Raw genomic sequence first — 23,328 nt, forward strand, 5'->3', positions numbered from 1 at the left:
TGTCAGTCCTTGATTTGCAGGCGTGCGCTGACCCCATCGGAATCGCGCACGGCGGAGTCGGAAAGGACGATCAGGCCCTGGCGCACCAGGCCTTCACGCAAGCGTTCGAGATCGGCGAAGGCCGGCGCGCGAACGCGCAGGGTCCAGCCCTCGCCCGCCTGGTAGTCGAGCCGGTCAACCTGGGCGATGGCACCGCCGCTGCTTTTCCATAGGCGCGCCAGGCTGTCCAGGCCGTGGGCAAGGCCAAGGTGGGGCTGGCCGGCCTGCTGCATCCGCGCGCGCACTTGACGGGGCAGGTCGACGACGGGGCCCGGGTCAGGGGCGTGCAGTTGCCAGACGGCCAGGTTGGCCTGGGCCAGTTCGTGGGCGCGCTGCTCCAGCATGAGCCGGTGAGCGATGTCCTGGCCCAGCTGCGCAGCCACGCCCAGGGCCGCCAGCAGCACCAGGGTCCGCCAGGGCAGGCGGCGCCCGGAAGCGCGGGCAAACTCGTCCTGGCGCAGGTCGATGGCGTGCCGCGAGCCTTCGGCCAGCAGTGGCCAGGGGGCTTCCTCACACCACTGGAGGTCGTCCGGCAGGCGCGCGCCGAGGTCGCTCCGTTGCTGGTCGTCCACGGCCAGGCGCAGGGGCGCGGCACCGCCGATCAGCCAGCGGCCGGCGCAGCGCACTGCCAGGGCACGCTCGCCCGGCAGGCAGTCGGCGTCGATATGGATGCGCCCGGGCGCAAGGCCGTGCTTGGCGAGCCGGGCGAGGACCTGGCGCAGCCAGTCGCGGCGCACCGCGAACAGGCGGCAGTGGCGCCGCTGCTGCAAGGGCCCTCGGGCCAGCAGCATGTCATCGAGGTTGTCCAGCAGCCGTTCCTCCAGAGCCGAATGGATCGCCTGGCGCAGCCAGCGGCCGCTACGGGCGGGCACCTCGATACGGTGATGGCTGGCGGCCTCGGCCGGCAGCAGCAGGGTCAGGTCAAGGCCGGCGAGGTCCCGGGCGGCCTGTTCGAGGTCGCCCTGGATGACAGCGCCATTGGCGCGCCACCAGCACAGCGACCAGTCGCCGTCCGCCGGGGCAGGGGGGCTGAGATGAAGCCAGGCTTGCACGTTGGTTACTCCGAAAAGCGGGTGTCGGGAGGGGCGAGCCGGCGGCGCAGGACCTCCACGCGGCCATCGGCGCGGGTGTGCAAGTCACTGACCAGACGCAGGCGCCGCTCGCCCAGCTCGACATCCAGGGTGGCGCGGAAATGCTCGCTGCTGATGCCAAGTCCCAAGGAGCGGACCTGGCGGTCCTGCAGCAGCGGTTGTTCGAGAAAGGCCTGGACGCTGGCATAGCCTTCCGCAGGCCGGGCGTGGACCATGGCGCGGGCGACGGACAGGTCGAGGCTTTCGAGGGCGGCCAGTACTTCGGCCGGGGCGGTGCTGACGTTCAGCGCGCCTTCCGTGGTGCGGACCCAGGGCCGCAGCCGGCGCAGGCTCACAGCGTCCAGTGGCGCGAGGCGCTGCAGCTCGCTGATGTCGGCCAGGGGCAGCGGCTTGCCATCGCGGCCTAGGCGGGGCAGCAGGCTGGCCGGGTCATGGGCGGGGAGACCGAGCACGCCCAGCAGGCGCTGGTAGCGGGCACGCAGCACGGGGTCGCTGTTCCCATTCTGGGTATTCAGGTCGAGGCGGCCGCTGAGGTCGTCCAGACGGATGCGGATGTGCCCGCCTTCGATGTCGAACGCATGCTCGCCCTGGGCCCAGCGTTGACCGAGGTGCACGCGACCGAGTTCGTCCGTGTCGCGCAGGTCCGCCAGCAGTTGCTGGCGTGCCCAGGCCTCGCCGCTCAGGGCCAGTTGCCAGAGCTGCTGCTGGTTCAGTTGGTTGGCGCTGCTGGCCAGGCTCAGGCGCTGGCGGGCGAGCATGTCGCTGACGATCAGGGTGACCAGGGCGGTGACCAGCAGCACGCTGATCAGGGCCACGCCCCGTTGGCGGCGGTACTCAGGCATCGCCGTCCCCTTCGAAACCGGGTAGCAGGATGACCCGGCGGACGCCGGGATAGCCGGGGGCGTCCAGTTCCAGCTCCAGGGCACGGGGCAGGCTCAGCGGCGCGCTGGCGACCGGCCAGCTGTCATGGCCCTCGCCCTGGCTGTCGATGTAGCGCAGGCGAACCCCGTTGATGCCGTCGAGCAGCCGCTGGCTATGCTGGGGCGGCGTTTCCAGCTCGCGGCGGGGCGGGCTGCGGTATTGGCGCCGCCACTGGCCATCGCGCCAGGTATGGCCGACCTCCAGCACCTCGCTGCGTGGCTGGTGCAGCGGGTTGCTCCAGCCACCGCGCACCAGCCGCAGGTTATCCGGTTGGCCGATCAGTGCCTGGCGCCGGCTGGGGTCGTCGCCCAGCGGAGAGGCGATGGCCTGGGTCAGGTCGCGCTCGAATAGGCCGAGGGCGCGTTGCAACTGGCGCAACTGGACTTCGTGCGCGGCGATGCGCTGGTCGCTGTGCATCACTCGCTCCAGCAGGCGATAGCAGGCCAAACCCAGCAGGCTGAACAGCGCCACGGCAATCAGCACCTCCAGCAGGGTGAAACCGCGCTGGGTCATGGCTGGGCCTCGATGAAACCCACCAGGTGCGCGCGGCGGACGGGGCGAGCGCCGTCCACCAGGACCTCCAGGCTGACCTTGAGCAAACGCGGGTCAGGCGCCGGGCCGACCTCGCTGACCAGCCGCCAGTCGCGCCCGGCGAAGCCGAGACGCTCCTCGTCATGGCCGCTGGGGGCCGGACGCATATGCGCGCGCAGCTCGCTCAGGCGGTTGTCCGCGAGCCAGTGGGCCAGGCTGCGTTCGGTCAGCGCGGCACTGGTGCCGGCCACGTGAATCGCCGCGTTGTAGAGGGCAATGGAAAGGGTGGCGAAGATCGCCAGGGCGACCATTACTTCCAGCAGGGTGAAACCCTGTTGCTCAGGGCGCGAGGCGTTCAAGGCGAACCTCCTCCAGACCGTCGCTGGACAGGGCGAGCAGGGGCACCAGCCGGTACTCCAGGCGCAGGGTGAAGGGCGATACCTCATCGCTGGAAAGCACCAGCAGTTGCGGTGCCTGGCGCCGCTCGCCGCGATTCGGGGCGGGGGCCTCGTCGTCCAGTTGCAGATGCAGGCGCAGGTTGGCTGGCAGGCGTTGCGCGCGGTAATCGGGGGCGGGCTGCCACTGGCCGTCCAGGTCCAGGCGTTGCACGGAGTAGCCCTCGGCGTCGATGCGCAGGCCGAAGTCGCGATGACTGAGCACCGCCTCTTCCCGCAGCAGGCCGAGCAGGCTGCGCAGCCGCTCGGCCTCGCGCAGCGCCTGCTGGCCACCGTTGTCGCGCTGCACGAGGGTCGCGAGGCCGGCGAGCAGGCCGATCACGACAATCACCACCAGCACTTCCAGCAGGGTGAAACCCGCACTCCCGCGTTGCACGTCAGAGGTCCCAGTTGCCGATGTCGGCGTTAAGCCCGTCGCCGCCCGAACGGCCATCGGCGCCGAAGGAGAACAGGTCGTAGGCGTTGCCGTCGCTGCCGGGGGCGATGTACTGGTAGGCGTTGCCCCAGGGGTCGACGGGCAGGCGCTTGAGGTAGCCGTCGAGGTTCCAGTTGCGCGCCGGCGGGGTGCCGGAGGGGCGGCTCACCAGGGCGTCGAGGCCCTGCTGGGTGCTGGGGTAGACGTGGTTGTCGAGCCGGTAGATATCCAGGGCCATGGCGATGGCCTTGATGTCGCTCTGCGCGGCGGTGACCTTGGCCTGGTCGGGGCGGCTCATGAGTTGCGGGACCACCAGGGCGGCGAGCACCCCGAGGATGACCACCACCACCATGATTTCGATCAGGGTGAAACCCCGTTGTTGCGATTGCGTGGGCATGACTGTGCCTATCTGTCAGGTAACGAGTTGGTTGAGGCTGAGGATGGGCATCAGGATCGCCAGCACGATGAGCAGCACGCTGGCGCCCATGAACACCAGCATGGCCGGCTCGAACAGACCAACCAGCAGGGCGATGCGGTTGGCCAGGTGTGCTTCCTGCTGGCGCGCGGCGCGTTCGAGCATGGCGTCCAGCTCACCGGAGCGTTCGCCGCTGGCGATCATGTAGAGCATCATCGGCGGGAAGTGGCCGCTGCGCTCCAGAGCCCGGGTCAGGCCGCCACCTTCGCGCACGGCACGCGATACGTCTTTCAGACCGGTCCGAATCTGCTGGTTGGCCACCACCTCGGCGGCGATCTCCAGGGCATCCACCAGCGGCACGCCGCTGCGTCCGAGGATCGCCAGGGTGCTGATGAAGCGGCTGCAACTGCCAGCGCGCAGGACCTTGCCCAGGACCGGCAGACGCAATTGCGCCGCATGCCAGCGCAGGCGCGTGGCGGGCCTGTGCAGCATCAGCCGGGACGCGCCGACGAGGCCCGCAAGCAGCACCAGCATGATCAGGCCGTAGTCGCGCAAGGTGGCGCTGGCGGCGATCAGGCCACGGGTCAGTGCCGGCAGCTCCTGGCCGCTGTCGATGAACACCTTCACCACGTCCGGCACCACGAAGCCGAGCAGGAAACCGACGATGCCGAAAGCCGCCAGCAGCAGGATGCTCGGGTAGAGCAGTGCCAGTTGGATCTGCTGCCGCGCGGCGTGGCGCGCTTCGGTGTAGTCGGCCAGTTGCAACAGCACCTGGCCCAGGTGCCCGGCGCGTTCGCCAGCGGCGACCGTGGCGCGATACAGCGCCGGGAAAGCGCGGGGGAATTCGGCCATGGCGCGGGCCAGGCCGTGGCCTTCGAGCACGCGCGCGCGAATGGCCAGCAGCATGCCCTGGTGGCTGCGTTTCTCGCATTGGGCCGCCACCGCGGCGAGCACTTCTTCCAGCGGCAGCGCCGCTTGCACCAGGGTGGCGAGCTGGCGGGTGAGCATGGCCAGCTCGGCCGCGCCGAGGCCACGTCGATTGTTGCTGCCCACCGTGCGCAGACTGCCACGGGCCGCGCGCAAGCGCAGCGGTACCAGGTGACGCTCGCGCAGCAATTGGCGGGCCTGGCGTTCGCTGTCGGCCTCCTGCACGCCGCGCAGCTTGCGGCCGGTCTGGTCCATGGCGAGGTATTCGTAGGCGGCCATGCTCAATCCTCGCGGGTTACGCGCAGCAGTTCTTCGAGGCTGGTGACGCCTTCCAGCACCTTGGCGCGGCCATCGGCGAACAGGCTGGCGCCGTGCAGGCGGGCGTGGCGGGCCAGCTCGGCTTCGCCTGCGCCCTGGTGAATCAGTTGGCGCAGGGTTTCGTCCAGCAGCACCAGTTCGTAGATGCCCTGGCGGCCTCGGTAGCCGCTGTGCTGGCAGGCATCGCAGCCCACCGCGTGCCACAGCGCTGGCGGCTTGGCCCGGTCCAGCCCGAGGTGGTCGCAGGCAGCGGCGTCGGCCGGGGCCTGCGTCTTGCAAGTAGGGCAGAGCACGCGCACCAGTCGCTGGGCCAGCACGCCCAGCAGCGAGGTGCTGAGCAGGAAGGGTTCGACGCCCATGTCCACCAGGCGGGTGACGGCGCCCACGGCGCTGTTGGTGTGCAGGGTGGAGAGCACCAGGTGGCCGGTGAGCGAAGCCTGCACGGCGATCTCGGCGGTTTCGCGGTCGCGGATCTCGCCCACCATCACCACGTCCGGGTCCTGCCGCAGGATGGCGCGCAAACCCCGGGCGAAGGTCATGTCCACCTTGGTGTTGACCTGGGTCTGGCCGATGCCCGGCAGGTGGTACTCCACCGGGTCTTCGATGGTGAGGATGTTGCGGGTCAGGCTGTTGAGGCTGGCCAGCCCGGCGTAGAGCGTGGTGGTCTTGCCCGAGCCGGTGGGGCCGGTGACCAGCAGGATGCCGTGGGGTCGGTGCAGGGCGCCCTCCAGCCGTTCGCGGCGGTCCGCGGCCATGCCCAGGCGGCCGAGGTCCAGGCGCCCGGCCTGCTTGTCCAGCAGGCGCATCACCACCCGCTCGCCATGGGCCGAGGGCAGGGTGGAGACGCGCACGTCCACCTCGTGACCGGCGATGCGCAGGGCGATGCGGCCGTCCTGGGGGATGCGCTTTTCGGCGATGTCCAGCTTGGCCATCACCTTGATCCGCGACACCAGCAGCCCCGCCAGCTCGCGGCGGGGGCGCAGGACTTCGCGCAACAGGCCGTCCACTCGCAGGCGTACCGAAAGGTGTTGCTCGAAGGTTTCCAGGTGGATGTCCGAGGCCTTGGCCTTCACCGCCTCGCCGAGGATGGCGTTGATCAGGCGGATGATCGGCGCGTCGTCCTCCTGCTCCAGCAGGTCGGTGGTCTGCGGCAGTTGTTCGGCGAGGCTGGCGAGGTCGTCCTGGCCGGCGATTTCGGCCCCGAGCCCCTCGGCCACCTGCATGGCGTCATCGCGACCGTCGCGGTAACGCTCGGCCAGACGCTGGGCGAAGTCCTCGGCATCGAGTACCTGGAGGCGTCCGCCGCCAGCGCCGTGCCGGCGCACTTCAGCGAGGATTTCCAGTGGCGTATCCGCCCGGCACACCAGCAGCGGGCCGCCTTCGCCAGGCTCCAGCAGCACGCCGTGGCGCCGGGCATAGCTGAACGGCAGGTTGGTCACGACGGTCACGGACGCTGCTCCTGCTGGCGCATGTCCAGCACCTGATCCTTCTTCGATGCGTCGAACAGGCCGCGGCTGTCCTTGGGCAACAGCAGGCGGTTGTCGCCTCCGTTGGCCGGGCGCAACTGGCGCAGGTCGTTGTACTTGCGCGCGCTGGCCTGGGCGCTTGAGCTGCTGTCGCGCAGCAGGGTCGGGCGCAGGAAGACCATCAGGTTGGTCTTTTCGCTGACTTCGCGGGTACTGCGGAACAGGCGGCCGAGCAGCGGGATGTCGCCCAGCAGCGGCACCTTGCTCACCTGGGTCTTGAGGTTGTCCTTGATCAGGCCGCCAAGCACGATGATCTGCCCGTCGTCGGCAAGGATGGTGCTCTTCACCGCGCGCTTGTTGGTGACCACGTCGCTGGTGCTGACACCGGCCGGGGTGGTGGCCAGTTCGGAGCTTTCCTGCTCCACCTTCAGCCGCAGCGAGGCGCCCTCGTTGATGTGCGGGGTCACCTTGAGGGTGATGCCGACATCCTTGCGCTCGACGGTGGTGAAGGGGTTGCTGGCACCGGCGGTATCGGTGGTGTAGGAACCGGTCTGGAAGGGCACGTTCTGGCCCACGAGGATTTCCGCCGTCTCGTTGTCCAGGGTCAGCAGGCTCGGGGTGGACAGCAGGTTGTTGTTGGCGTTGCTGGACAGCGCGGTGACCAGCGCGCCGAAGTTGCGGCTGCCCAGGCCGATGATGGCGCCCTCCGGGAGGTTCGGCAGCTTGTCCAGATTGGCTTTGGCGAGGGTGCCGATGGCCAGGCCCGTACCGGGGAAGTTGCTGGCGCCGAACCCGTGCTCCCCGCTTCCGGCCCACTGCACGCCGAGGGCGTCGCTGATATCGCCGCTGACTTCGACGATGGCCGCTTCCACCAGCACCTGGGCGCGCGGCCGGTCGAGCTCGCCAATGACCTTGTCGAGCATGGCCAGTTGGGCCGGCTCGGCCATCAGCACCAGGGCGTTCTGGCTCTTGTCGGCGCTGACCAGCACGCTGCCGGCGGCGCTGCCGCCCTCGTTGCCGCGGCCATTGTCCAGGTGCTTGCCAATGCCATTGAGCAGTTCTTCCAGTTGCTTGGCGTCGCTATGGTGCAGGCGCACGACGCGGGCGCTGTCGTTGGCGCCGCCCGGCACGTCGAGGGACCTGGCCAGCTCGGCCATGCGCTGGCGCGCCTGGGACGGGCCGATGAGGATCAACCGGTTGCTGCGGGCGTCGCCGACGGCCTTGGTGTTGCTCGGGCCGTTGCCGTTCTGGGTGACGCTGTCGGTCAGGGTCTTGGCAACGTCGACCGCCCAGGCGTGCTTGAGTTCGAGGGTGCTGAAGGCCGGATTGCCGGCGCCGTCCAGCTCGCGCACCACCTGGCGGATGCGTGCGACATTGCTGGCGCTGTCGGTCACCACCAGGGCGTTGGAACTGGCCGAGGGCGCCACATAGGCGTCCGGCGCCACCAGCGGGCGCACCACGGCGGCCACTTCGCTGGAGGTGGCGTTGTGCAGCGTCAGGACTTCGGTGACGAACTCGTCGCCGGCCGTGTCACTGGCACGGGTCTTGGCGTCGGCGACGGGAACGATCAGCACCCGGTCGCCTTGGTCGAGGGCGGCGAAGCCCTGGCTGCGCAGCACGGTGAGGAACAGCGAGTAGATGCCGTCCTGGTCCATGGCTGTGGAGGATTGCACCGTCACGCGGCCGCTCATGTTCGGGTCGAGCACCATGGTTTTGCCGGTGATGTCGCCCACCTCGCTGACCAGGTCGCGCAGTTCCGCATCCTTCATGTTCAGGGTCCACTGGCGTTCGGCGCCCTTGGCGGCCAGCGTCGGCAGCGGGGAGAGCAGGGTGCCGAGCATCAGCAGGGCGCCCGTGAGTCGGGTCAGGTTCATGGCGTTGTCTCTACCGGGTTGGTCAGGGCGCGGTGCGTGGCGCCAGCAGGCGTTCGCGGGAGTGGGGAAAGGACAGGCGCTGCTCGTGGCCGCCCGCCTGGATCACCACGTGGTCGGGGTGTACGGCCTTTAGCCGGGCACCACCGGGCAGGCGATCGCCGAGGCGGTAAAAGGCGCTGCCCTCGGGCGACTGGATCAGCGCGCGGGAGAGCACCGCGCGGCCCTCGCTGAGGCTGGCCAGCAGGGTCAGGTCGACGGCGTGCGAGCTGGCTTCCAGCGGTGTGGCCGACAGGGCGCCGAAGAGTTCGGCGATGGCACGGTTGTCCAGTGGATGGTGGACCGGGGCTGACTCGGCGATCGACGCGATCGTCTGGGCCGGTGGTGTATCCAGCGCTTGCCAGTCGTGCCAGCCCTGCAGGCCGAGCCAGCCCAGCCAGGTGCCCAGGGCGGCGAGGCCGAGGGGAATCAGGCCGCGCTGCAGCGAAGGGAAGAGGTTGCGCAGCATGGCGATCACAGGGCCATGCGCCGCAGCACACCGTGCCCGCGCATCTGATGCACGGCCACGGCGGCGACGTGGCCGATCACCAGCAGGGCCAGGGCGATGCAGCTGTAGCGGTGGATTTCGTCGAAGAATTCGATCAGCACCGGCTCGCTGAGGGGCTGCGGCAGCACCAGCAGGTCGAACACGCTGATGGGGCGATCCATCATCAACACGCCGGTCAGCAGCACCACGGCCATGGTCACGTAGAGCGCCAGGTGGCCGGCCTGGGCCAGCAGGTGGGCGCTGCGGCTCTCATGGGTGGGGCCATGGGGCGCCGGGTGGGCCAGGACGTAATACAGGCGCAGGGCGAAAAGCGGGATCAGCAGCGCGGTCAGCGAGACGTTGATGAAGGCGATGGCGTTCTCGACGGATTCGGGCAGGTGCGTCAGCGAGTTGAAAAAGCCAGTGGCGGTGGCCCAGATGATCACCGCGGCGAAGCACCAGTGCAGCAGCCGGCGTGGCTTGGAGTAGCGTTCGGAGGTCATGTCGGTTCCCGGGCGGGAGCGTGGCGCCGGGGCGCCACGCTCGTTCAGGTTGCGGGAGGGGTTACTTGCGGATCCAGGCCTGCGACCAGAACTGGCCTACGCCGGGCTCGAAGTGGTTGGCGCCGGTGCTCCACTGCGGGCAGTAGCTGCCGTAGGGGAACGGCTTGCACTCGTAGATGTTGCCGTCCTTGGCCAGGACGCGGACGCCGGCACGGTAGCTCTTCACGCCATCGGGGAAGACGTAGTCGTACTTGGCGTTACCGCCGCCATTGCCGCTTTCATCCTTGAGGGTGAAGTGGTGGGTCTTCTGCAGCAGCTCGCCCTTCTCCGGCTTGGCCAGCACCACCAGGTCGTATTCACCGGCCTGGACGTTCTTCAGCGGCAGGCTGAAGTGCGGCATGTTGTTGCCGGCCTCGCCTTGCTGGTAGGCGATGCTCTCGCCCTTGGCGTTGAACACGGTCGCGTCGATGGTGTACTTGCCGCCCTGGGCGATGGCGTTGAAGTGCAGCTCGGCGGAGCCGTTCTTCAGGGTGTAGCTGTCCTTGAGGCTGGAGAGGCTGAGCGCGGCCGGAATGCTCGGCTGCTCCTTCTGGATCTCCACGCGGACCACGTCACTGCCGGCCTTGGTGTAGATGTTGTTGGTGCCGTAGTTCGGTACCACTTTGCCGTCGGCGTTCAGCTGGCCCATCAGGTAGCCGGCGTTGGCCTGGTTGGCCTTCTGCGCCAGCAGGTAGGGCCAGGTATTGGCCTGGGCCTGCTGGGCGTTGTCGATGCGCAGCAGGGTCTGGCGGTTGGCCTGCTCGCCGGCCTTGGTGAAGACGCGGGTCGTCACCTTGTCGCCGATGCTCAGGGCTTCCGGCTGGACGGCGCCGATGGTGGTCCATTCGCTCGGCGGCGCGCCCTTGTTATCGATGTTGACGTCGATGGCCTGGTAGAAGGTGGCCGCGGTGTCACCGATCTTCCAGGTGGCCAGGACCACGTGGTAGCCGCTGCGGTCGGATGGGATGTTCACCTTGTGCGTGGTGCGGGTGCCGGACGACGGCCGCGCGCCATTGGCGTTCTCGTGCAGCAGGGGCTTGGACTCGAAGGACTCGCGGGTCAGCGGCTGGTTCGGGTTCCAGTCCTTCTTGGTGATGTAGAACTGGTAGTAGGCCGTGGCATGGCCGGCGGTATAGCGCCAGGTGAAGTCGTTGATGCCCGGCTTGATGGTGGTCTTCTGCCAGCGGGTCGCCGACTGCTCGTTCAGCTTGGCGAAACCCTTGATGCCGCCAGAGGGGATGGTGCCGTCGGCCGGGCCGCATTTGGTGAAATCGTCCGCGCAGTAGCGGCCCTTGTAGTGGTGGCCGACGCTCGGCGAGTACTCGATGCTTTGCGGTTCCCAGGCTGCGGAGCCGCAGTCCTTGTTCAGGCTGCCGCCGGACGCGGCGCACATGTAAGCACGGGATTTCGGGCTATCGACGTAGCCGTGGGCGGAAGCCTGCTGGGCACCGAGTGCAGCCAGGCCGAGAGCGGCTGCCAGCGGCAGCATGCGCGCTGCCAGGGGGCGAGTGGAATGGTTCATCGAATTACCTTTTATAGCGTTGGAAATGTCCATTGGGGTGCCCGGCTTTTCCGGCCGACGGGGATGGGGGACACCGACGGCGTGGGGCGTTCCGGGCCAGTGCAGAGTGACGGGTCAGCTCGAGTGGCCCCATGGGACGAGTCCGAAAGCGTGGTGCTCGCTCAGGAATGAGGGCGCCACGGGCTGGCTCCAGCCAGCCGTTCCTCGACGTGCCGCAACAGTGTTTCGAGGCTCGCCACGACCTCGGCCTGTTGTCGGCGAAGGTCGTTGGCGCCTCGCGCCAGGGCTGGGGAAAGCCCGTGGCAGGCCTGCATGAGACCCGGCGCATCGATGGTGCAGGCGAGGCCGGCCAGGCGGTGCGCCACCTGGCCGACGGCTTCAGGGTCGTCCGCCGGCAACGGTGACTGCAGGCGTTGGCGCTCCTGGGTGAGGCTGGCACGAAGCTCGGTGAGCAACCGGTCGAGCAGGGCCGGGTCGATGCCCTGCAGGCCTTCGAGGTGGGACAGGTCGAAACCCTGGCCGGCGCTTGCAGTCGCCGGGACCGGGTCGATCGCCGGCAGCGCACCGCCAAGGGCACCGCGCAGGCGGGCGAGGGTCACGGGCTTGATCATCAGTTCGTCCATGCCGGCCTCCCGGCAACGCGACTCCTCCCCGCTCAGGGCGCTGGCGGTGTAGCCGATGATCCGTATCGGCGCGACGCCTTGCGCGCTCTCGCGGGCACGCACTGCCCGGGTCAGCGCATAGCCGTCCATGCCGGGCATGTTGCAGTCGCTGATGAGGACGTCGAAGGGGCGTTCCGCCCAGGCGCGCAGCGCCGACTCCGCGTCGCTGACGAAGGTCCCGCGGTGACCGAGGCTGGCCAGTTGTTGCTGGAGGACCAGGCCGTTGGTGGAAACATCGTCGACGATCAGCACCTCGAGCCCTGTCAGGTCCCCGGCAACCGTTGCGACAGGCGCCGACTTCACGCTGTCATCGGCCGGGGTCCACGCCAGAGGCAGCTCGACGTGCACCCGGCAGCCCTGGCCAAGTTCGCTTTCCAGCCAGATGCGCCCGCCCATGAGACTGGTCAGGTGACGGCAGATGCTCAGGCCCAGCCCCGAACCGCCGTACTCGCTGGATACCTCGGTGTGCGCCTGCCGATAGGCGTCGAAGATGCGCGGCTGGAATTCCACCGGGATGCCGATGCCGCTGTCGCTGACCTCGATTCGCAGCAGGCATTTGCCTGTCGACTGTTCGAGCGCTGCGGCTTGCAGGGTCACGTGGCCCTGGTGAGTGAACCGCACGGCGTTGCCGAGCAGGTTGTGCAGCACCTGGCGCAGGCGCAGCGGGTCCAGCAGGTAGTGCCGGGCGGCTGGGAGCGCGCACTGAAAACTCAGGTCCAGGCCCTTTTCCCGCGCCTGGGCGGCGAACAGGTCGAGGCTGCCCCTGAGCAGCGCGTCGAGGTCGGTGGGCTGTGGCGCCAGTTGCATCTGTCCGGACTCGATCTTGTCCAGGTCGAGGATGTTGCCGATCAGGTCGATCATCGAGTGGGCCGACTGCTGGGCGATGCGCAGGTTTTCAGTGGGCGCTGCGCGGGTGGTGGTCTCCAGCTCCAGCAGTCCTACCAGGGCGTTGAGCGGGGTGCGCAGCTCATGACTCATGGTGGCGAGGAACCGGCTCTTGACCGCGCTGGCCTTGACGGCGGCCTGCTGCGCCTCGCGCAAGCGGTCTTCCAGGTGCTTGCGGTCGCTGATGTCGATCCAACCGCCGAGCAGGCCCTGAAGAGTGCCCCTGGCGCTGTAGAAGGGCACCAGCCAGTGATAGACGTGGAAGGTACGTCCGGCGCTTTCGATGCGGCAGTCGAAGTAGCGCGGCTGGCGATGCAACAGCAGTTGTCGGTACTCCGCCGCCAGCAGCTCCACCAGCTCGGGCGGGGCATCGGGCAGTTGCTGGACACGGGTGCCGCGCAGTTCCTCCAGGGAGCTACCGAAGAAGTTCTCGTAGGCGCGGTTGCAGGTCGTCAGCCGTCCTTCCAGGTCGCGGACATAGAGCGGCGTCGGCAGGCCGTTGAGCAGGGAGAACTGGAAGGCCAACTGGTCGCACAACTGGTCTTGTGCCGCGCGGCGTTCGCTCACCTGGCCCTGCAGGCGCCAGTTCCACAGCAGTGATGGCACCACGATCCAGGCCACCAGCAGAAAGGCGTGCCAGAACGGGTGCGACGGCGGGGCGTCCTCGTCACCGAGGGCCGTCATCGCCTCGGCCGGGTCCATCGGCAGGTGAGTTACGTCGTAGGACGGCACGGCGTCATTGGCCTGGGTGATGGCCGGAAGCGGCAGCAGGCAGGCGCAGCAAAGCGCCAGGCGCACCAGGAGCCTGTGGCGGTTGGGCATGGTGGTCTCCGGCGGGGCGTCAGGCGAGCCCGTGTTCCTGGATATAGAGGAACAGGGCGGCGTTGGTATCCAGGCCGAGCTTGCGCATGGCGCTGGTCTTCTGGGCGCTGATGGTCTGCTTGGAACGCACCAGGCGTGCGGCGATCTCCCCCACACTGAGGCCGGCGCCATAGAGGCGCAGCACCTCCACCTCGCGGGGAGACAGTTGCTCAGGTACCGCCAGGGCTTTGCCGTGTTCGGCCTCGCTGACGTCCAGCAGGTGTTGCAGGGCGGGGGAGAGGAAGGGCGCGCTGGAGCGGCTGCGGATGGCGCGTGGCAGGTCATTGAGCAATCCGCGCTTGCTCACCAGCCCCTGCACGCCCTGGCGCAGCACCGAGGTGATCAGCGCCGGGTTGTTGAGCATGGTGACGACAATGATCTTCAGCGCCGGGTAGTGCCGCCGGAGTCGCTGGATCAGGTGCAGGCCGTCGACCTGGCCGCTCTCCGGCATCATCAGGTCGGTCACCAGCAGGTCGCAGGGCTGGCGATCAAGCTGCTCGAACAGGCTGTCGACACAGTGAGCCTCGCCCACCACCTTGAGGTTGTCGCAGGTGCTGAGCAGGGCGCGCATGCCGATCAACGTGATGGGGTGGTCATCGACAATGACGATTCGGGTTGGCATGTAGGGGGAGCCTCGGTATCCATCGAGTTTTTGGTCTTGTGGCGAAGACTGCGCGGGCGGTCTCGCAAGGCGATGGGAGGCATCTTAAGGGGCGCCGGAAGCGGGTCTGGCGGGGCGTCCATCCCGGACTACCCGGCTCTAGGAAATTTCCTACAACTCGCTCGCCGATGGCATGGGTGGCGCACTCATTGGTGAAGAAAGAGGAGGGTGGACAGCGGATGTGCTGCCCACCAGGTGAAGCGAGTCATGACGTCGAAGGTGGTTGGAAAGGGCGCCATCCACCCTGCCTGGCGATCACTTCACCAGGCGCGCATCCAGGCTGTTCTGCGCCAGGCGCCTGGCCTGGTCCTGGGTCATGCCAAGGTGCTCGTGCAGGGCGGCGAAGTTTTCCGTGACATAGCCGCCGAAGTAGGCCGGGTCGTCGGAGTTCACCGTCACCTTCACGCCGCGCTCCAGCATCTCGAGGATGTTGTGCTGGCGCATGTGCTCGAACACGCGGAGCTTGATGTTGGACAGCGGGCAGACGGTGAGCGGGATCTGTTCGTCGATGATGCGCTGCATCAGGCGCTCGTCCTCGATGGCACGCACGCCGTGGTCGATACGCTCGATCTTGAGCAGGTCCAGCGCTTCCCAGATGTACTCCGGCGGGCCTTCTTCGCCGGCATGGGCGACGGTGAGGAAGCCTTCGCCACGGGCACGGTCGAACACGCGCTGGAACTTGCTCGGCGGATGGCCTTTCTCCGAACTGTCCAGGCCCACGGCGATGAAGGCATCGCGGAAGGGCAGGGCCTGGTCGAGGGTTTTCTGGGCTTCTTCCTCGGACAGGTGGCGCAGGAAGCTGAGGATCAGCCCGGAGCTGATGCCCAGTTGCTCGCGGCCGTCTTCCAGGGCCTGACGAATGCCGGTCAGCACCACCTCGAAGGGAATGCCCCGGTCGGTGTGGGTCTGCGGGTCGAAGAACGGCTCGGTGTGGATCACGTTCTGCGCCTTGCAGCGTTCCAGGTAGGCCCAGGTCAGGTCGTAGAAATCCTGCTCGGTGCGCAGCACATCGGCACCGGCGTAATAGAGGTCGAGGAATTCCTGCAGGTTGTTGAAGGCGTACGCCTTGCGCAGGGTTTCCACATCGGCCCAGGGCAGCGCCACCTTGTTGCGTTCGGCCAGGGCGAACAGCAGTTCAGGCTCCAGGGAGCCCTCCAGGTGCAGGTGCAACTCAGCCTTGGGCAGGGCATTCAGCCAGTCGTACATGGTGGTTTCTCGTTTTCAGGCTAGACCGCCGGAAAGTTTAACCGGCTGGATGGGAATGTGCTGAGCCAGCGCCTTGTGGGGGCGATTTCAATCGCCAGGTCTGCGTTAGCTGTTGCGAGAGATTGACCATCGGGCAAGGCATCTGCTTGCAACACGTCATGCAGACAGAGCGATTTCAATCGCCAATGAAATCGCCCCTACAGGGTTATGCGATTTCCTCACGGCGATAGGCGTAGGTATCGGTAAAACGCGAAAGCAGATAGTCGGCGCTGGTCACCGGTGGGTACTTGGGCGGGTTGGCTGCGCTGGAGCAGTTCGGCAGGCAGCTGATTTCGGTGTCCGGGTGCGGCTCGGCGAAGAAGGGCATGGAGTAGCGATCCACCCCCAGCGGGCTGATCACCCGGTGCGGCGTGGACGTGTAACGGTCGTTGCTCCAGCGCGCCATCATGTCGCCGAGGTTGACCACGAAGCTGCCCTCGATCGGCGGCGCGTCGATCCATTCGCCTTTCAGGTTGCGCACCTGCAAGCCGCCAGCCTCGTCCTGGTAGAGCAGGGTGATGCAGCCGTAGTCGGTGTGGGCACCGGCGCCTTGCTGCTCGGCGGAGCTGGCGGTGTGGCGCGGCGGGTAATGGATCATGCGGAACACGCTGATCGGCTCATGGAAGCGCTTGTCGAAGAAGTCCGGCTCGATATCGAGCGCCATGGCAATGGCCCGCAGCAGGGTCTGCGCCAGGGCCTGCATGTCCTGGTAGTGCTGCTCCAGCAGCGCTTCCCAACCGGGCAGCTGCGGGTGGCGATTGGGGCCGCGCAGCGGCTTTTCCGCCAGCACCTCGGGGTGGTCGGCGGCCATGTGGAAGCCCATGTCGAAGGTTTCCTTGAGGTCGCTGGGCTTGCTCGGGTCCAGTTGTTCGGTGGCGATGGCGCCGTAGCCACGGTGGTGGCGGGTCTGGGTGATGTCGATCTTCAGCTTCTCGGCATCCGGCAGGGCGAAGAAGGCCTTGGCGGCGTCCAGCAGGCTCTTGATTCGCACCGGGCTGATGGCGTGCCCGGTGATGTAGAAGAAGCCCCATTCGCGGCAGGCAGCATCTATCTGCGCGGCCACCTCGCGCCAGGCGTCTGGCTCGTCGGCGTAGAGCGGGGCGATGTCGATGATCGGGAGCTGGTTCATCGGGTGATCCTTGGATTCCTCGTGGGGCGCTGGCTCTTTCCCCAACCCTCTCCCGAGAGGAGAGGGTTGGCGGAAGGTTACTTCGGCAGTTCCGCCTTGATGCCTTCTACGTAGTAGTTCATCGAGGCCAGGTCGGCATTGGTGGCCACCACGCCGTCAGCCAGTTTCACCGCGCCGGTCTGGTCCTTGATCGGGCCGGTGAAGGGGTGGAACGCACCGCTCTTGATGCTGGCAATCAGTTTCTCGGCTTCGGCCTTCGCATCGGCCGGCACCAGGTCGCTGATGGGCAGCTCGATGGTTTCTTCACTCAGGCCGCCCCAGAAGTCCTGTGGCTTCCAGTTGCCGTCCATCACGCCCTGGGTGGCCTGGATGTAGTGCGGCCCCCAGTTGTTGACGATGGAGGTGAGCACGGCTTTCGGCCCGAAGTGGGCCATGTCCGAGGCGTAGCCCACCGAGTACACGCCGCGACGTTCGGCGGCCTGGATCGGTGCCGGGCTGTCGGTGTGCTGGAAGATCACGTCCACGCCCTGGTCGATCAGCGCGTTGGCCGCGTCGGATTCCTTGCCCGGGTCGAACCAGGTGTTGACCCACACCACCTTGATCTCCGCCTGCGGGTCGTACTTGTTCAGCGCCAGTTGGATGGCATTGATGTCGCGGATCACCTCGGGAATGGGAAAGGAGGCGATGTAGCCGATCTTGTGGGTCTTGGTCATCTTCGCTGCGAGGTAACCGCCGACATAGCGGCCTTCATAGGAACGCGACAGGTAGGTGCCGAGGTTCTTGTCCTGCTTGTAGCCGGTGGCGTGCTCGAAGGTGACCTTGGGGAACTGCTTGGCCACTTTGGCGGTGGGGTTCATGTAGCCGAAGGAGGTGGTGAACACCAGGTCATAGCCCCCCTTGGCCATGTTGCGGATCACCCGCTCGGCGTCGGCGCCTTCGGCCACGTTCTCGACGAAACTGGTCTGCACCTTGTCGCCGAACCTGGCTTCCAGCGCCTTGCGGCCCTGCTCGTGCTGGTAGGTCCAGCCGTGGTCGCCGATGGGGCCGACATAGACGAAGCCCACCTTCAGCGGGTCGGCGGCGCTGGCGGAAAGGATGCTGCTGAAGCCGATGGCGGCCGCCAGGGTACGCAGCACGTTCTTTTTGATGTTCTTGTGCATCACGGGTGTTGCTCCTTTGGTCCTGTAGTGGCGTTTACGCTGCAGGCTCGTTTGCAAAAAGCTGACCAAGCGGACAAACAACTGTGCAAACCCCGTAGGGTGGGCTTCAGCCCACCGGAAACGTCGAGGCCCCGCACTGGGCGGGGCCTGAAGTTGGTGCGGCACGCCTTCTGCTGGTGCGTCAGTGACCGGCGCGCCACGGCTGGCCCAGCGATACCGGCGCGAACAAGCGGGTGCGCAGGGCATCTCGCGAGAGCAGTACCAGCACCAGGATGGTCGCCACGTAGGGCAGCATCGCCAGCAGGTTGGCCGGGATCGCCAGCCCCAGGCCCTGGGCCACCAGGTGGAGGATGCTGGCCAGGCCGAACAGGTAAGCACCGAGCAGCACGCGCAATACCCGCCAGCTGGCGAACACCACCAGGGCGAGGGCGATCCAGCCACGTCCTGCGGTCATGTTTTCCGCCCACATCGGCGTGTAGGCCAGCGACAGGTAAGCCCCGGCCATGCCCGCCATGGCGCCGCCGAACAGCACCGCGAGGGTGCGCACGCGCATCACCGGCAGGCCCATGGCGCTGGCCGCGTCGGGGTTCTCGCCCACCGCCTGGATCACCAGGCCGATGCGGCTCTTCAGCAGTACCCAGGCCACCAGTGCGAACAGCGCGAAGCTGAGGTACACCAGCAGGTCCTGGGCAAAGAGCATGCGGCCCAGCAGTGGAATCTCGCTCAGCAGCGGAATGGCCACCGGCTCGAACCCCGCGAGCGGTTTGCCCACCCAGGCCGCGCCGACGAAGGACGCCAAGCCCACGCCGAAGATGGTCAGTGCCAGGCCCGTGGCCACCTGGTTGGCGTTGCAGCCCAGCGCCACCAGGGCGAAGAGGGCCGACAGCAGCATGCCGGCGGCTATCGCCAGCAACACGCCGAGCCAGAGGTTGCCGGTAGCCAGGGCGGCGATGAAACCCACCACGGCGCCGAACAGCATCATCCCCTCCTGGCCGAGGTTGAGCACGCCGCTCTTCTCGCACACCAGTTCGCCCAGGGCCACCAGCAGCAGGGGCGTACCGCAGCGCACCATGGCGAAAAGGATGTTGCTCAGCAGATCGAGGTCCATGGGGTGCTCCAAGATTGGTCTTCGTGTTTTGCTCTGCGTTCCTCACCCCCGGCCCCTCTCCCAAGGGGAGAGGGGAGGTTGACGAGGCTCGGGGAAAGTCCCCTCTCCCTCTGGGAGAGGGTTAGGGTGAGGGATGCCGGACTGTGCCTCACGCCATCGCCTCCCTGACCTGCTCCCTTCTTCGCCAGCGCACTGTCAGGCGCGGCCGGTAGAGAATCAGCACGTCACAGGCCAGCAGGAAGAACAGCATCATTCCCTGGAACAGTTCGGTGATGGATTGCGGCAGGTTCAGCGCCATCTGCGCGTTCTCGCCGCCCAGGTAGAGCAGGGCCATCAGCAGGCCGGCGGCGAGGATGCCGAAGGGATTCAACCGGCCGAGGAAGGCCACGGTAATCGCCGCGTAGCCATAGCCCGGCGATACCTGGGGCACCAGTTGGCCGATAGGCCCGGTGACTTCGCCCACGCCGGCCAGGCCCGCCAGGCCGCCGCTGATCAGCAGCACCAGCCAGACCAGGCGCTTCTCGCGGAAACCGACGAAGCCGGCGGCGCGCTGGTCCAGGCCCAGCACCTTGATCTGGAAGCCGAGGAAACTCTTCTGCAGCAGCACCCAGACCACCACCAGCGCCAGCAGGGTGAAGTACAGGCCGACATGCACCCGCAGGTCTTCCAGCAGCGGCGGCAGTCGCGAGGCGTCGCCGAACATCGCCGACTCGGGGAAGTTGAAACCGGCCGGGTCCTTCAAGGGGCCATGCACGAAATGCAGCAGCAGGTTCAGGGCGATGTAGTTGAGCATGATGGTGGTGAGGATTTCGTTGGCGTTGAAGCGCGTTCTCAGCCACGCCGCCAGACCGCCCCAGGCAGCGCCCGCCAGGGTGCCGGCAGCCAGTACCAACGCCAGGGCCCAGCGGCTTTCCCAGTCGATGATCTGCACGGCCAGCGCGCTGCCGGCCAGGGCGCCGATCAGCAACTGGCCCTCGGCGCCGATGTTCCACACCCGCGCCTGGTAGGCGACCGCCAGGCCCAGCGCGCAGAGCAGAATCGGCAGCGCTTTGACCAGCAGTTCGGAGAGCCCGTAGAGGTCGCTGATGGGCGCAATCAGCAGGGTATGCAGGGTTTCCAGCGGGTCATGGCCGAGGGCGGCGAACAGCAGGGCGCCGCTGGCCAGGGTGAGCAGTCCGGCCAGCAGCGGCGACAGTGCGAGCATCGCGCGCGACTGCTGCTGGCGGGGTTCCAGGGATAGCAACATGGAAGGGTCTCGTTCAGGCGGCTTGGGATTGATCGAACTGCCCGGCCATCCAGCGGCCGACTTCCACCGGGCTGGTGGCGGCGCAGGCTTTGAGCGGCGATAGGCGTCCGGCGCAGAGGGCGCCAATGCGATCGCTGATCTGGAACAGTTCGTCGAGGTCTTCGGAGATCACCAGGATGGCCGCGCCGGCGTCGCGCAGGGCGATCAGCGCGCGGTGGATGGCCGCTGCGGCGCCCACGTCCACGCCCCAGGTGGGGTGGGCGGCCACCAGCAGTTTCGGCTGCTGGAGGATTTCCCGTCCGAGGATGAATTTCTGCAGGTTGCCGCCGGACAGGCTACGGGCAGGCGCCTGGGCATCGGGCGTTTTCACGGCGAAGCGGCGGATGATGTCGTCGGCGAAGGCCAGCACCCGGCCACGGCGGATCAACCCACGACTCACAAGGCCCTGGCCGGATGCCGTGAGCAGGGCGTTGTCCGCCAGGCTCAGCTCCGGCACCGCACCATGGCCCAGGCGTTCGGCGGGGACGAAGGCAAGGCCAAGGGCGCGGCGCGCATCCGGGCGCAACTGGCCCACCGGACTGCCGGAGAAGCGCACGCTGCCGGCGTCGGCCCCGGTGAGGCGTTGTTCGCCTGAGAGCAGGGCGAGCAACTCGTCCTGGCCGTTGCCGGCGACCCCGGCGATGCCGACGATCTCGCCGCTGCGCACTTCCAGTTGCAGGTCGGCCAGGGAAATACCGAAGGGGTCGGGGTTGCTCCACGACAGCCCGGACAGATTCAGGAACGGCGCGCCGCCAGAGACTTTCGGGTAACTGGCCGACAACCCTTCGGCATCGCCCACCATCAGTCGCGCCAGTTCCAGGTCACTGCATTCAGCCGGTACGCAATGCCCGGATAACCGGCCGCCGCGCAGTACGGTGGCGCTTTGGCAAAGAGCGCGCACTTCGCCCAGCTTGTGGCTGATGAAGAGGATGCTGCAGCCCTCGTCGGCGAGCCGGCGCAGGGTGACGAACAACTCATCCGCCTCCTGCGGCGTGAGCACCGAGGTGGGTTCGTCGAGGATCAGCAGGCGGATGTCCTGCATCAGGCAGCGGACGATTTCCACCCGCTGCCGCTCGCCGATGGACAACCCATGCACCAGCCGTTCCGGCTCCAGTGCCATGCCATAGCGCCGCGAGACTTCGCGGATGCGCGGCTCCAGCTGCTTCGGCGTGCCGGCTTCGCTACCCAGGGCGAGGACGATGTTCTCCGCCACGGTCAGCGTCTCGAACAGCGAGAAGTGCTGGAACACCATGCCGATGCCCAGTTCGCGTGCCTGGGCCGGGTCGCGCACTTGCACGGCTTGCCCCATCCAGCGGATTTCGCCCGCGTCCGGCTGGGTCACGCCGTAGATGATCTTCATCAAGGTGCTCTTGCCGGCGCCGTTCTCGCCCAGCAAGGCATGGATTTCTCCCGGTCCTATGCACAGGTCGACGTGGTCGTTGGCCAGGCAGCCGGGGTAGCGTTTGGTGATGCCACGCAGTTCGAGGCGTGGCGGCGAATTGGAGCTGATCATGGGGCCTTTTCCTGAGGCAATGCGCAATGCCGGGGCCGAAGCAAAAAGCTGGCCATGAGGTCAGGAAAGCCGCCAGGGTGCATGACAGAAGGGCTGCGTCAGCAGGCGGGCGGCCACGTGTTGTGTGCGGACGCCCGCTGCTGGTGCGAGGTGAGCGTTTTCGATGCGAAGGTGCTGATCGTTTTTTGATCAATTTCTTGCAGGTGGCGTGGCCGCTGGGTTGTGGGGGCTATTCCCAAGCTTATCCACAGTCTTTTCCCCGTCCGGCGTGGACAAAAAGCCGCCCCCCACGGCGCCCCGCAGCCCCCTTGCGCTGCCTTGGTGCGCAAAGGAATGCCTTAGCAAATCAGCTGCTTATCTTTGGGGCGGGGGATAAGCCCGAGTCTGGGCAAAAAGCGAACAATTCTTGCTAAGCCGCACCGCAGCGGCGTTCCAGCAAACAGCCCACGAGTTATCCACAGCCGGCTCCACAGAAATTGTGGGTGGTACGCGCCTCCACAGATGGGGCTACAGCCGCTTCACCCCAATCCGTCCCCGGCTGATATCCCGCAGCAGCCGTTCCAGGTCGGCAATGCGGCCGTCGGGCAGGGCCAGCACCAGCTCCGCACCTTCGGCGTCGAACTGTTCGCTTTCCACCAACGCCTCGAATTCACCCAGGCGGGCTTTCAGCACGGGCAGTTCGGCAAAGGCGGGGTGACAGCTGACTCGGCTGCGGGCCACCAGCTCCACGCGCTGGCCGCCTTGCAGGCATTTGGCGGCGCTGCCGCCGTAGGCACGGGCGAGGCCACCGGTGCCGAGCTGGATGCCGCCGTAATAGCGGATCACCAGCACCGCCACCTGGTCACAGTCCTGGCCTTCGATGGCGGCGAGGATCGGGCGGCCGGCGGTGCCGCCGGGTTCGCCGTCGTCGCTGAAGCGGTACTGGTTGCCCAGCTTCCAGGCCCAGCAGTTGTGCGAGGCGCCAGGTTCGGACAGGCGCGCGATGAAGGCCTGCGCTTCCTCTACGCTGGCCACTGGCGCGGCATGGGCGATGAAGCGGCTCTTCTTGATCTCCTCGCGGTACTCGGCGGGGGCGGTGAGCGTGAAGGGCATCAGGCGGTCGCGGGCGGAGTCAGGCCGCAGCCCTTGAGGATGATCTGGATAAGGTTCTGCGTGGCCGTCTCGAAATCTTCCTTGGTCAGGCGTTTGCGCCCGGTGACGCGGCAGATCTGGGTGTTGAAGTCAGCGTAGTGCTGGGTGCTGCCCCAGAGCAGGAAGATCAGGTTGACCGGGTCCACCGGGTCCATCTTGCCGGCGGCGATCCAGGCTTCGAACACCCCGGCACGGCCCTTGAACCAGGTGCGGTAGTCCTGATCGAAATGAGCTTCGAGGCAGCCGCCGCCGCTGATGATCTCCATGGCGAAGATCTTCGAGGCTAGCGGGTGGCGTCGGGAGAATTCCATCTTGGCGCGAATGTAGCGGGCCAGGGCCTCGGCCGGATCGTCTTCGGCGGTGAGGGTGTTGAAGGTGCTGTCCCAGAGTTCCAGGTGGTTGCTCAGCACGGCGATGTACAGGCCCAGCTTGTTGCTGAAGTAGTAGTGCAGGTTGGCCTTGGGCAGCCCTGCGCGCAGGGCGATGGTGTTCATGCTGGTGCCCTTGAAGCCGTGGCGGGCGAACTCTTCTTCCGCAGCGGCCAGTATCAGCTCTTCGTTCTTCTGACGGATGCGGCCGGCGGGTTTTGCGGAAGGATTCGGGCTGTGGGCGGGCACCAGTGAAGTCATAGGTTTCCTGATTCTGAGTG

Annotated in this window: 22 protein-coding genes; all 22 read right to left on the reverse strand. The window is 67.2% G+C overall.

Features of this window, described 5'->3' with window-relative positions:
- Positions 1–2: 2 nt before the first annotated feature.
- Positions 3–1,091, reverse strand: a complete 1,089-nt coding sequence (gspL, locus tag FFS60_RS20130) for a type II secretion system protein GspL (RefSeq protein WP_137822951.1) — start codon at positions 1,089–1,091, stop codon at positions 3–5.
- Between the two features lie 5 nt (positions 1,092–1,096).
- On the reverse strand, positions 1,097–1,972 hold the full coding sequence (gene gspK / locus FFS60_RS20135) for a type II secretion system minor pseudopilin GspK (RefSeq protein WP_137822952.1): 876 nt from the start codon (positions 1,970–1,972) through the stop codon (positions 1,097–1,099).
- Positions 1,965–2,564, reverse strand: coding sequence for a type II secretion system minor pseudopilin GspJ (gene gspJ / locus FFS60_RS20140; RefSeq protein WP_137822953.1), 600 nt, complete (start codon positions 2,562–2,564; stop codon positions 1,965–1,967). The genes gspK and gspJ overlap by 8 nt, the downstream gene beginning before the upstream one ends.
- A complete protein-coding gene (gspI, locus tag FFS60_RS20145; protein WP_256658118.1) occupies positions 2,561–2,941 on the reverse strand; it encodes a type II secretion system minor pseudopilin GspI in 381 nt (126 codons plus the stop codon). Before gspI ends, gspJ begins: the two co-directional genes overlap by 4 nt.
- Positions 2,922–3,413 carry a type II secretion system minor pseudopilin GspH gene (gene gspH / locus FFS60_RS20150; protein ID WP_256658119.1) on the reverse strand — a complete coding sequence of 164 codons (492 nt, stop codon included), beginning with the start codon at positions 3,411–3,413 and terminating at the stop codon, positions 2,922–2,924. The genes gspI and gspH overlap by 20 nt, the downstream gene beginning before the upstream one ends.
- Before the next feature lies 1 nt (position 3,414).
- Positions 3,415–3,849 carry a type II secretion system major pseudopilin GspG gene (gspG, locus tag FFS60_RS20155; RefSeq protein WP_028630798.1) on the reverse strand — a complete coding sequence of 145 codons (435 nt, stop codon included), beginning with the start codon at positions 3,847–3,849 and terminating at the stop codon, positions 3,415–3,417.
- 15 nt (positions 3,850–3,864) lie between these two features.
- Complete coding sequence (gspF, locus tag FFS60_RS20160) at positions 3,865–5,073, reverse strand: type II secretion system inner membrane protein GspF (protein WP_137822956.1); 1,209 nt, start codon at positions 5,071–5,073, stop codon at positions 3,865–3,867.
- Between the two features lie 2 nt (positions 5,074–5,075).
- Positions 5,076–6,560: a type II secretion system ATPase GspE gene (gene gspE, locus FFS60_RS20165; RefSeq protein ID WP_137822957.1), complete on the reverse strand. Its 1,485-nt coding sequence runs from the start codon at positions 6,558–6,560 to the stop codon at positions 5,076–5,078.
- Positions 6,557–8,452 (reverse strand): type II secretion system secretin GspD, encoded by a 1,896-nt coding sequence (gene gspD, locus FFS60_RS20170; RefSeq protein ID WP_137822958.1) that lies wholly within the window; start codon positions 8,450–8,452, stop codon positions 6,557–6,559. The genes gspE and gspD overlap by 4 nt, the downstream gene beginning before the upstream one ends.
- Positions 8,453–8,474: 22 nt before the next feature.
- Entirely contained in the window at positions 8,475–8,957 is a 483-nt protein-coding gene (locus FFS60_RS20175) for a type II secretion system protein N (protein WP_137822959.1), read from the reverse strand.
- Between the two features lie 5 nt (positions 8,958–8,962).
- Entirely contained in the window at positions 8,963–9,478 is a 516-nt protein-coding gene (locus FFS60_RS20180; protein WP_028630802.1) for a cytochrome b, read from the reverse strand.
- A gap of 61 nt (positions 9,479–9,539) precedes the next feature.
- On the reverse strand, positions 9,540–11,039 hold the full coding sequence (gene gbpA / locus FFS60_RS20185) for an N-acetylglucosamine-binding protein GbpA (protein WP_028630803.1): 1,500 nt from the start codon (positions 11,037–11,039) through the stop codon (positions 9,540–9,542).
- 161 nt (positions 11,040–11,200) lie between these two features.
- Positions 11,201–13,408 carry an ATP-binding protein gene (locus tag FFS60_RS20190; protein ID WP_137822960.1) on the reverse strand — a complete coding sequence of 736 codons (2,208 nt, stop codon included), beginning with the start codon at positions 13,406–13,408 and terminating at the stop codon, positions 11,201–11,203.
- A gap of 19 nt (positions 13,409–13,427) precedes the next feature.
- Positions 13,428–14,069, reverse strand: a complete 642-nt coding sequence (locus FFS60_RS20195; RefSeq protein WP_028630804.1) for a response regulator transcription factor — start codon at positions 14,067–14,069, stop codon at positions 13,428–13,430.
- A 294-nt stretch (positions 14,070–14,363) separates the two neighbouring features.
- Positions 14,364–15,314, reverse strand: coding sequence for an adenosine deaminase (locus FFS60_RS20200; protein ID WP_137822961.1), 951 nt, complete (start codon positions 15,312–15,314; stop codon positions 14,364–14,366).
- A 205-nt stretch (positions 15,315–15,519) separates the two neighbouring features.
- Positions 15,520–16,482: a 2-oxoglutarate and iron-dependent oxygenase domain-containing protein gene (locus tag FFS60_RS20205; RefSeq protein WP_137822962.1), complete on the reverse strand. Its 963-nt coding sequence runs from the start codon at positions 16,480–16,482 to the stop codon at positions 15,520–15,522.
- A gap of 77 nt (positions 16,483–16,559) precedes the next feature.
- Positions 16,560–17,642 (reverse strand): BMP family ABC transporter substrate-binding protein, encoded by a 1,083-nt coding sequence (locus FFS60_RS20210; protein ID WP_137822963.1) that lies wholly within the window; start codon positions 17,640–17,642, stop codon positions 16,560–16,562.
- A 181-nt stretch (positions 17,643–17,823) separates the two neighbouring features.
- The gene (locus FFS60_RS20215; RefSeq protein ID WP_137822964.1) at positions 17,824–18,750 is read right to left on the reverse strand and encodes an ABC transporter permease; all 927 of its coding nucleotides are present in this window, start codon (positions 18,748–18,750) and stop codon (positions 17,824–17,826) included.
- A gap of 148 nt (positions 18,751–18,898) precedes the next feature.
- On the reverse strand, positions 18,899–19,996 hold the full coding sequence (locus FFS60_RS20220; protein WP_028630809.1) for an ABC transporter permease: 1,098 nt from the start codon (positions 19,994–19,996) through the stop codon (positions 18,899–18,901).
- Positions 19,997–20,009: 13 nt separating this feature from the next.
- Positions 20,010–21,548 carry an ABC transporter ATP-binding protein gene (locus FFS60_RS20225; protein WP_137822965.1) on the reverse strand — a complete coding sequence of 513 codons (1,539 nt, stop codon included), beginning with the start codon at positions 21,546–21,548 and terminating at the stop codon, positions 20,010–20,012.
- Positions 21,549–22,055: 507 nt separating this feature from the next.
- Positions 22,056–22,640: a YigZ family protein gene (locus FFS60_RS20230; RefSeq protein WP_028630811.1), complete on the reverse strand. Its 585-nt coding sequence runs from the start codon at positions 22,638–22,640 to the stop codon at positions 22,056–22,058.
- Positions 22,640–23,308, reverse strand: a complete 669-nt coding sequence (locus tag FFS60_RS20235) for a TetR/AcrR family transcriptional regulator (RefSeq protein WP_028630812.1) — start codon at positions 23,306–23,308, stop codon at positions 22,640–22,642. The genes FFS60_RS20230 and FFS60_RS20235 overlap by 1 nt, the downstream gene beginning before the upstream one ends.
- Positions 23,309–23,328 lie beyond the last annotated feature (20 nt).

The organism is Pseudomonas sp. D(2018) (assembly GCF_005502555.1).
GTDB lineage: Bacteria > Pseudomonadota > Gammaproteobacteria > Pseudomonadales > Pseudomonadaceae > Metapseudomonas > Metapseudomonas resinovorans.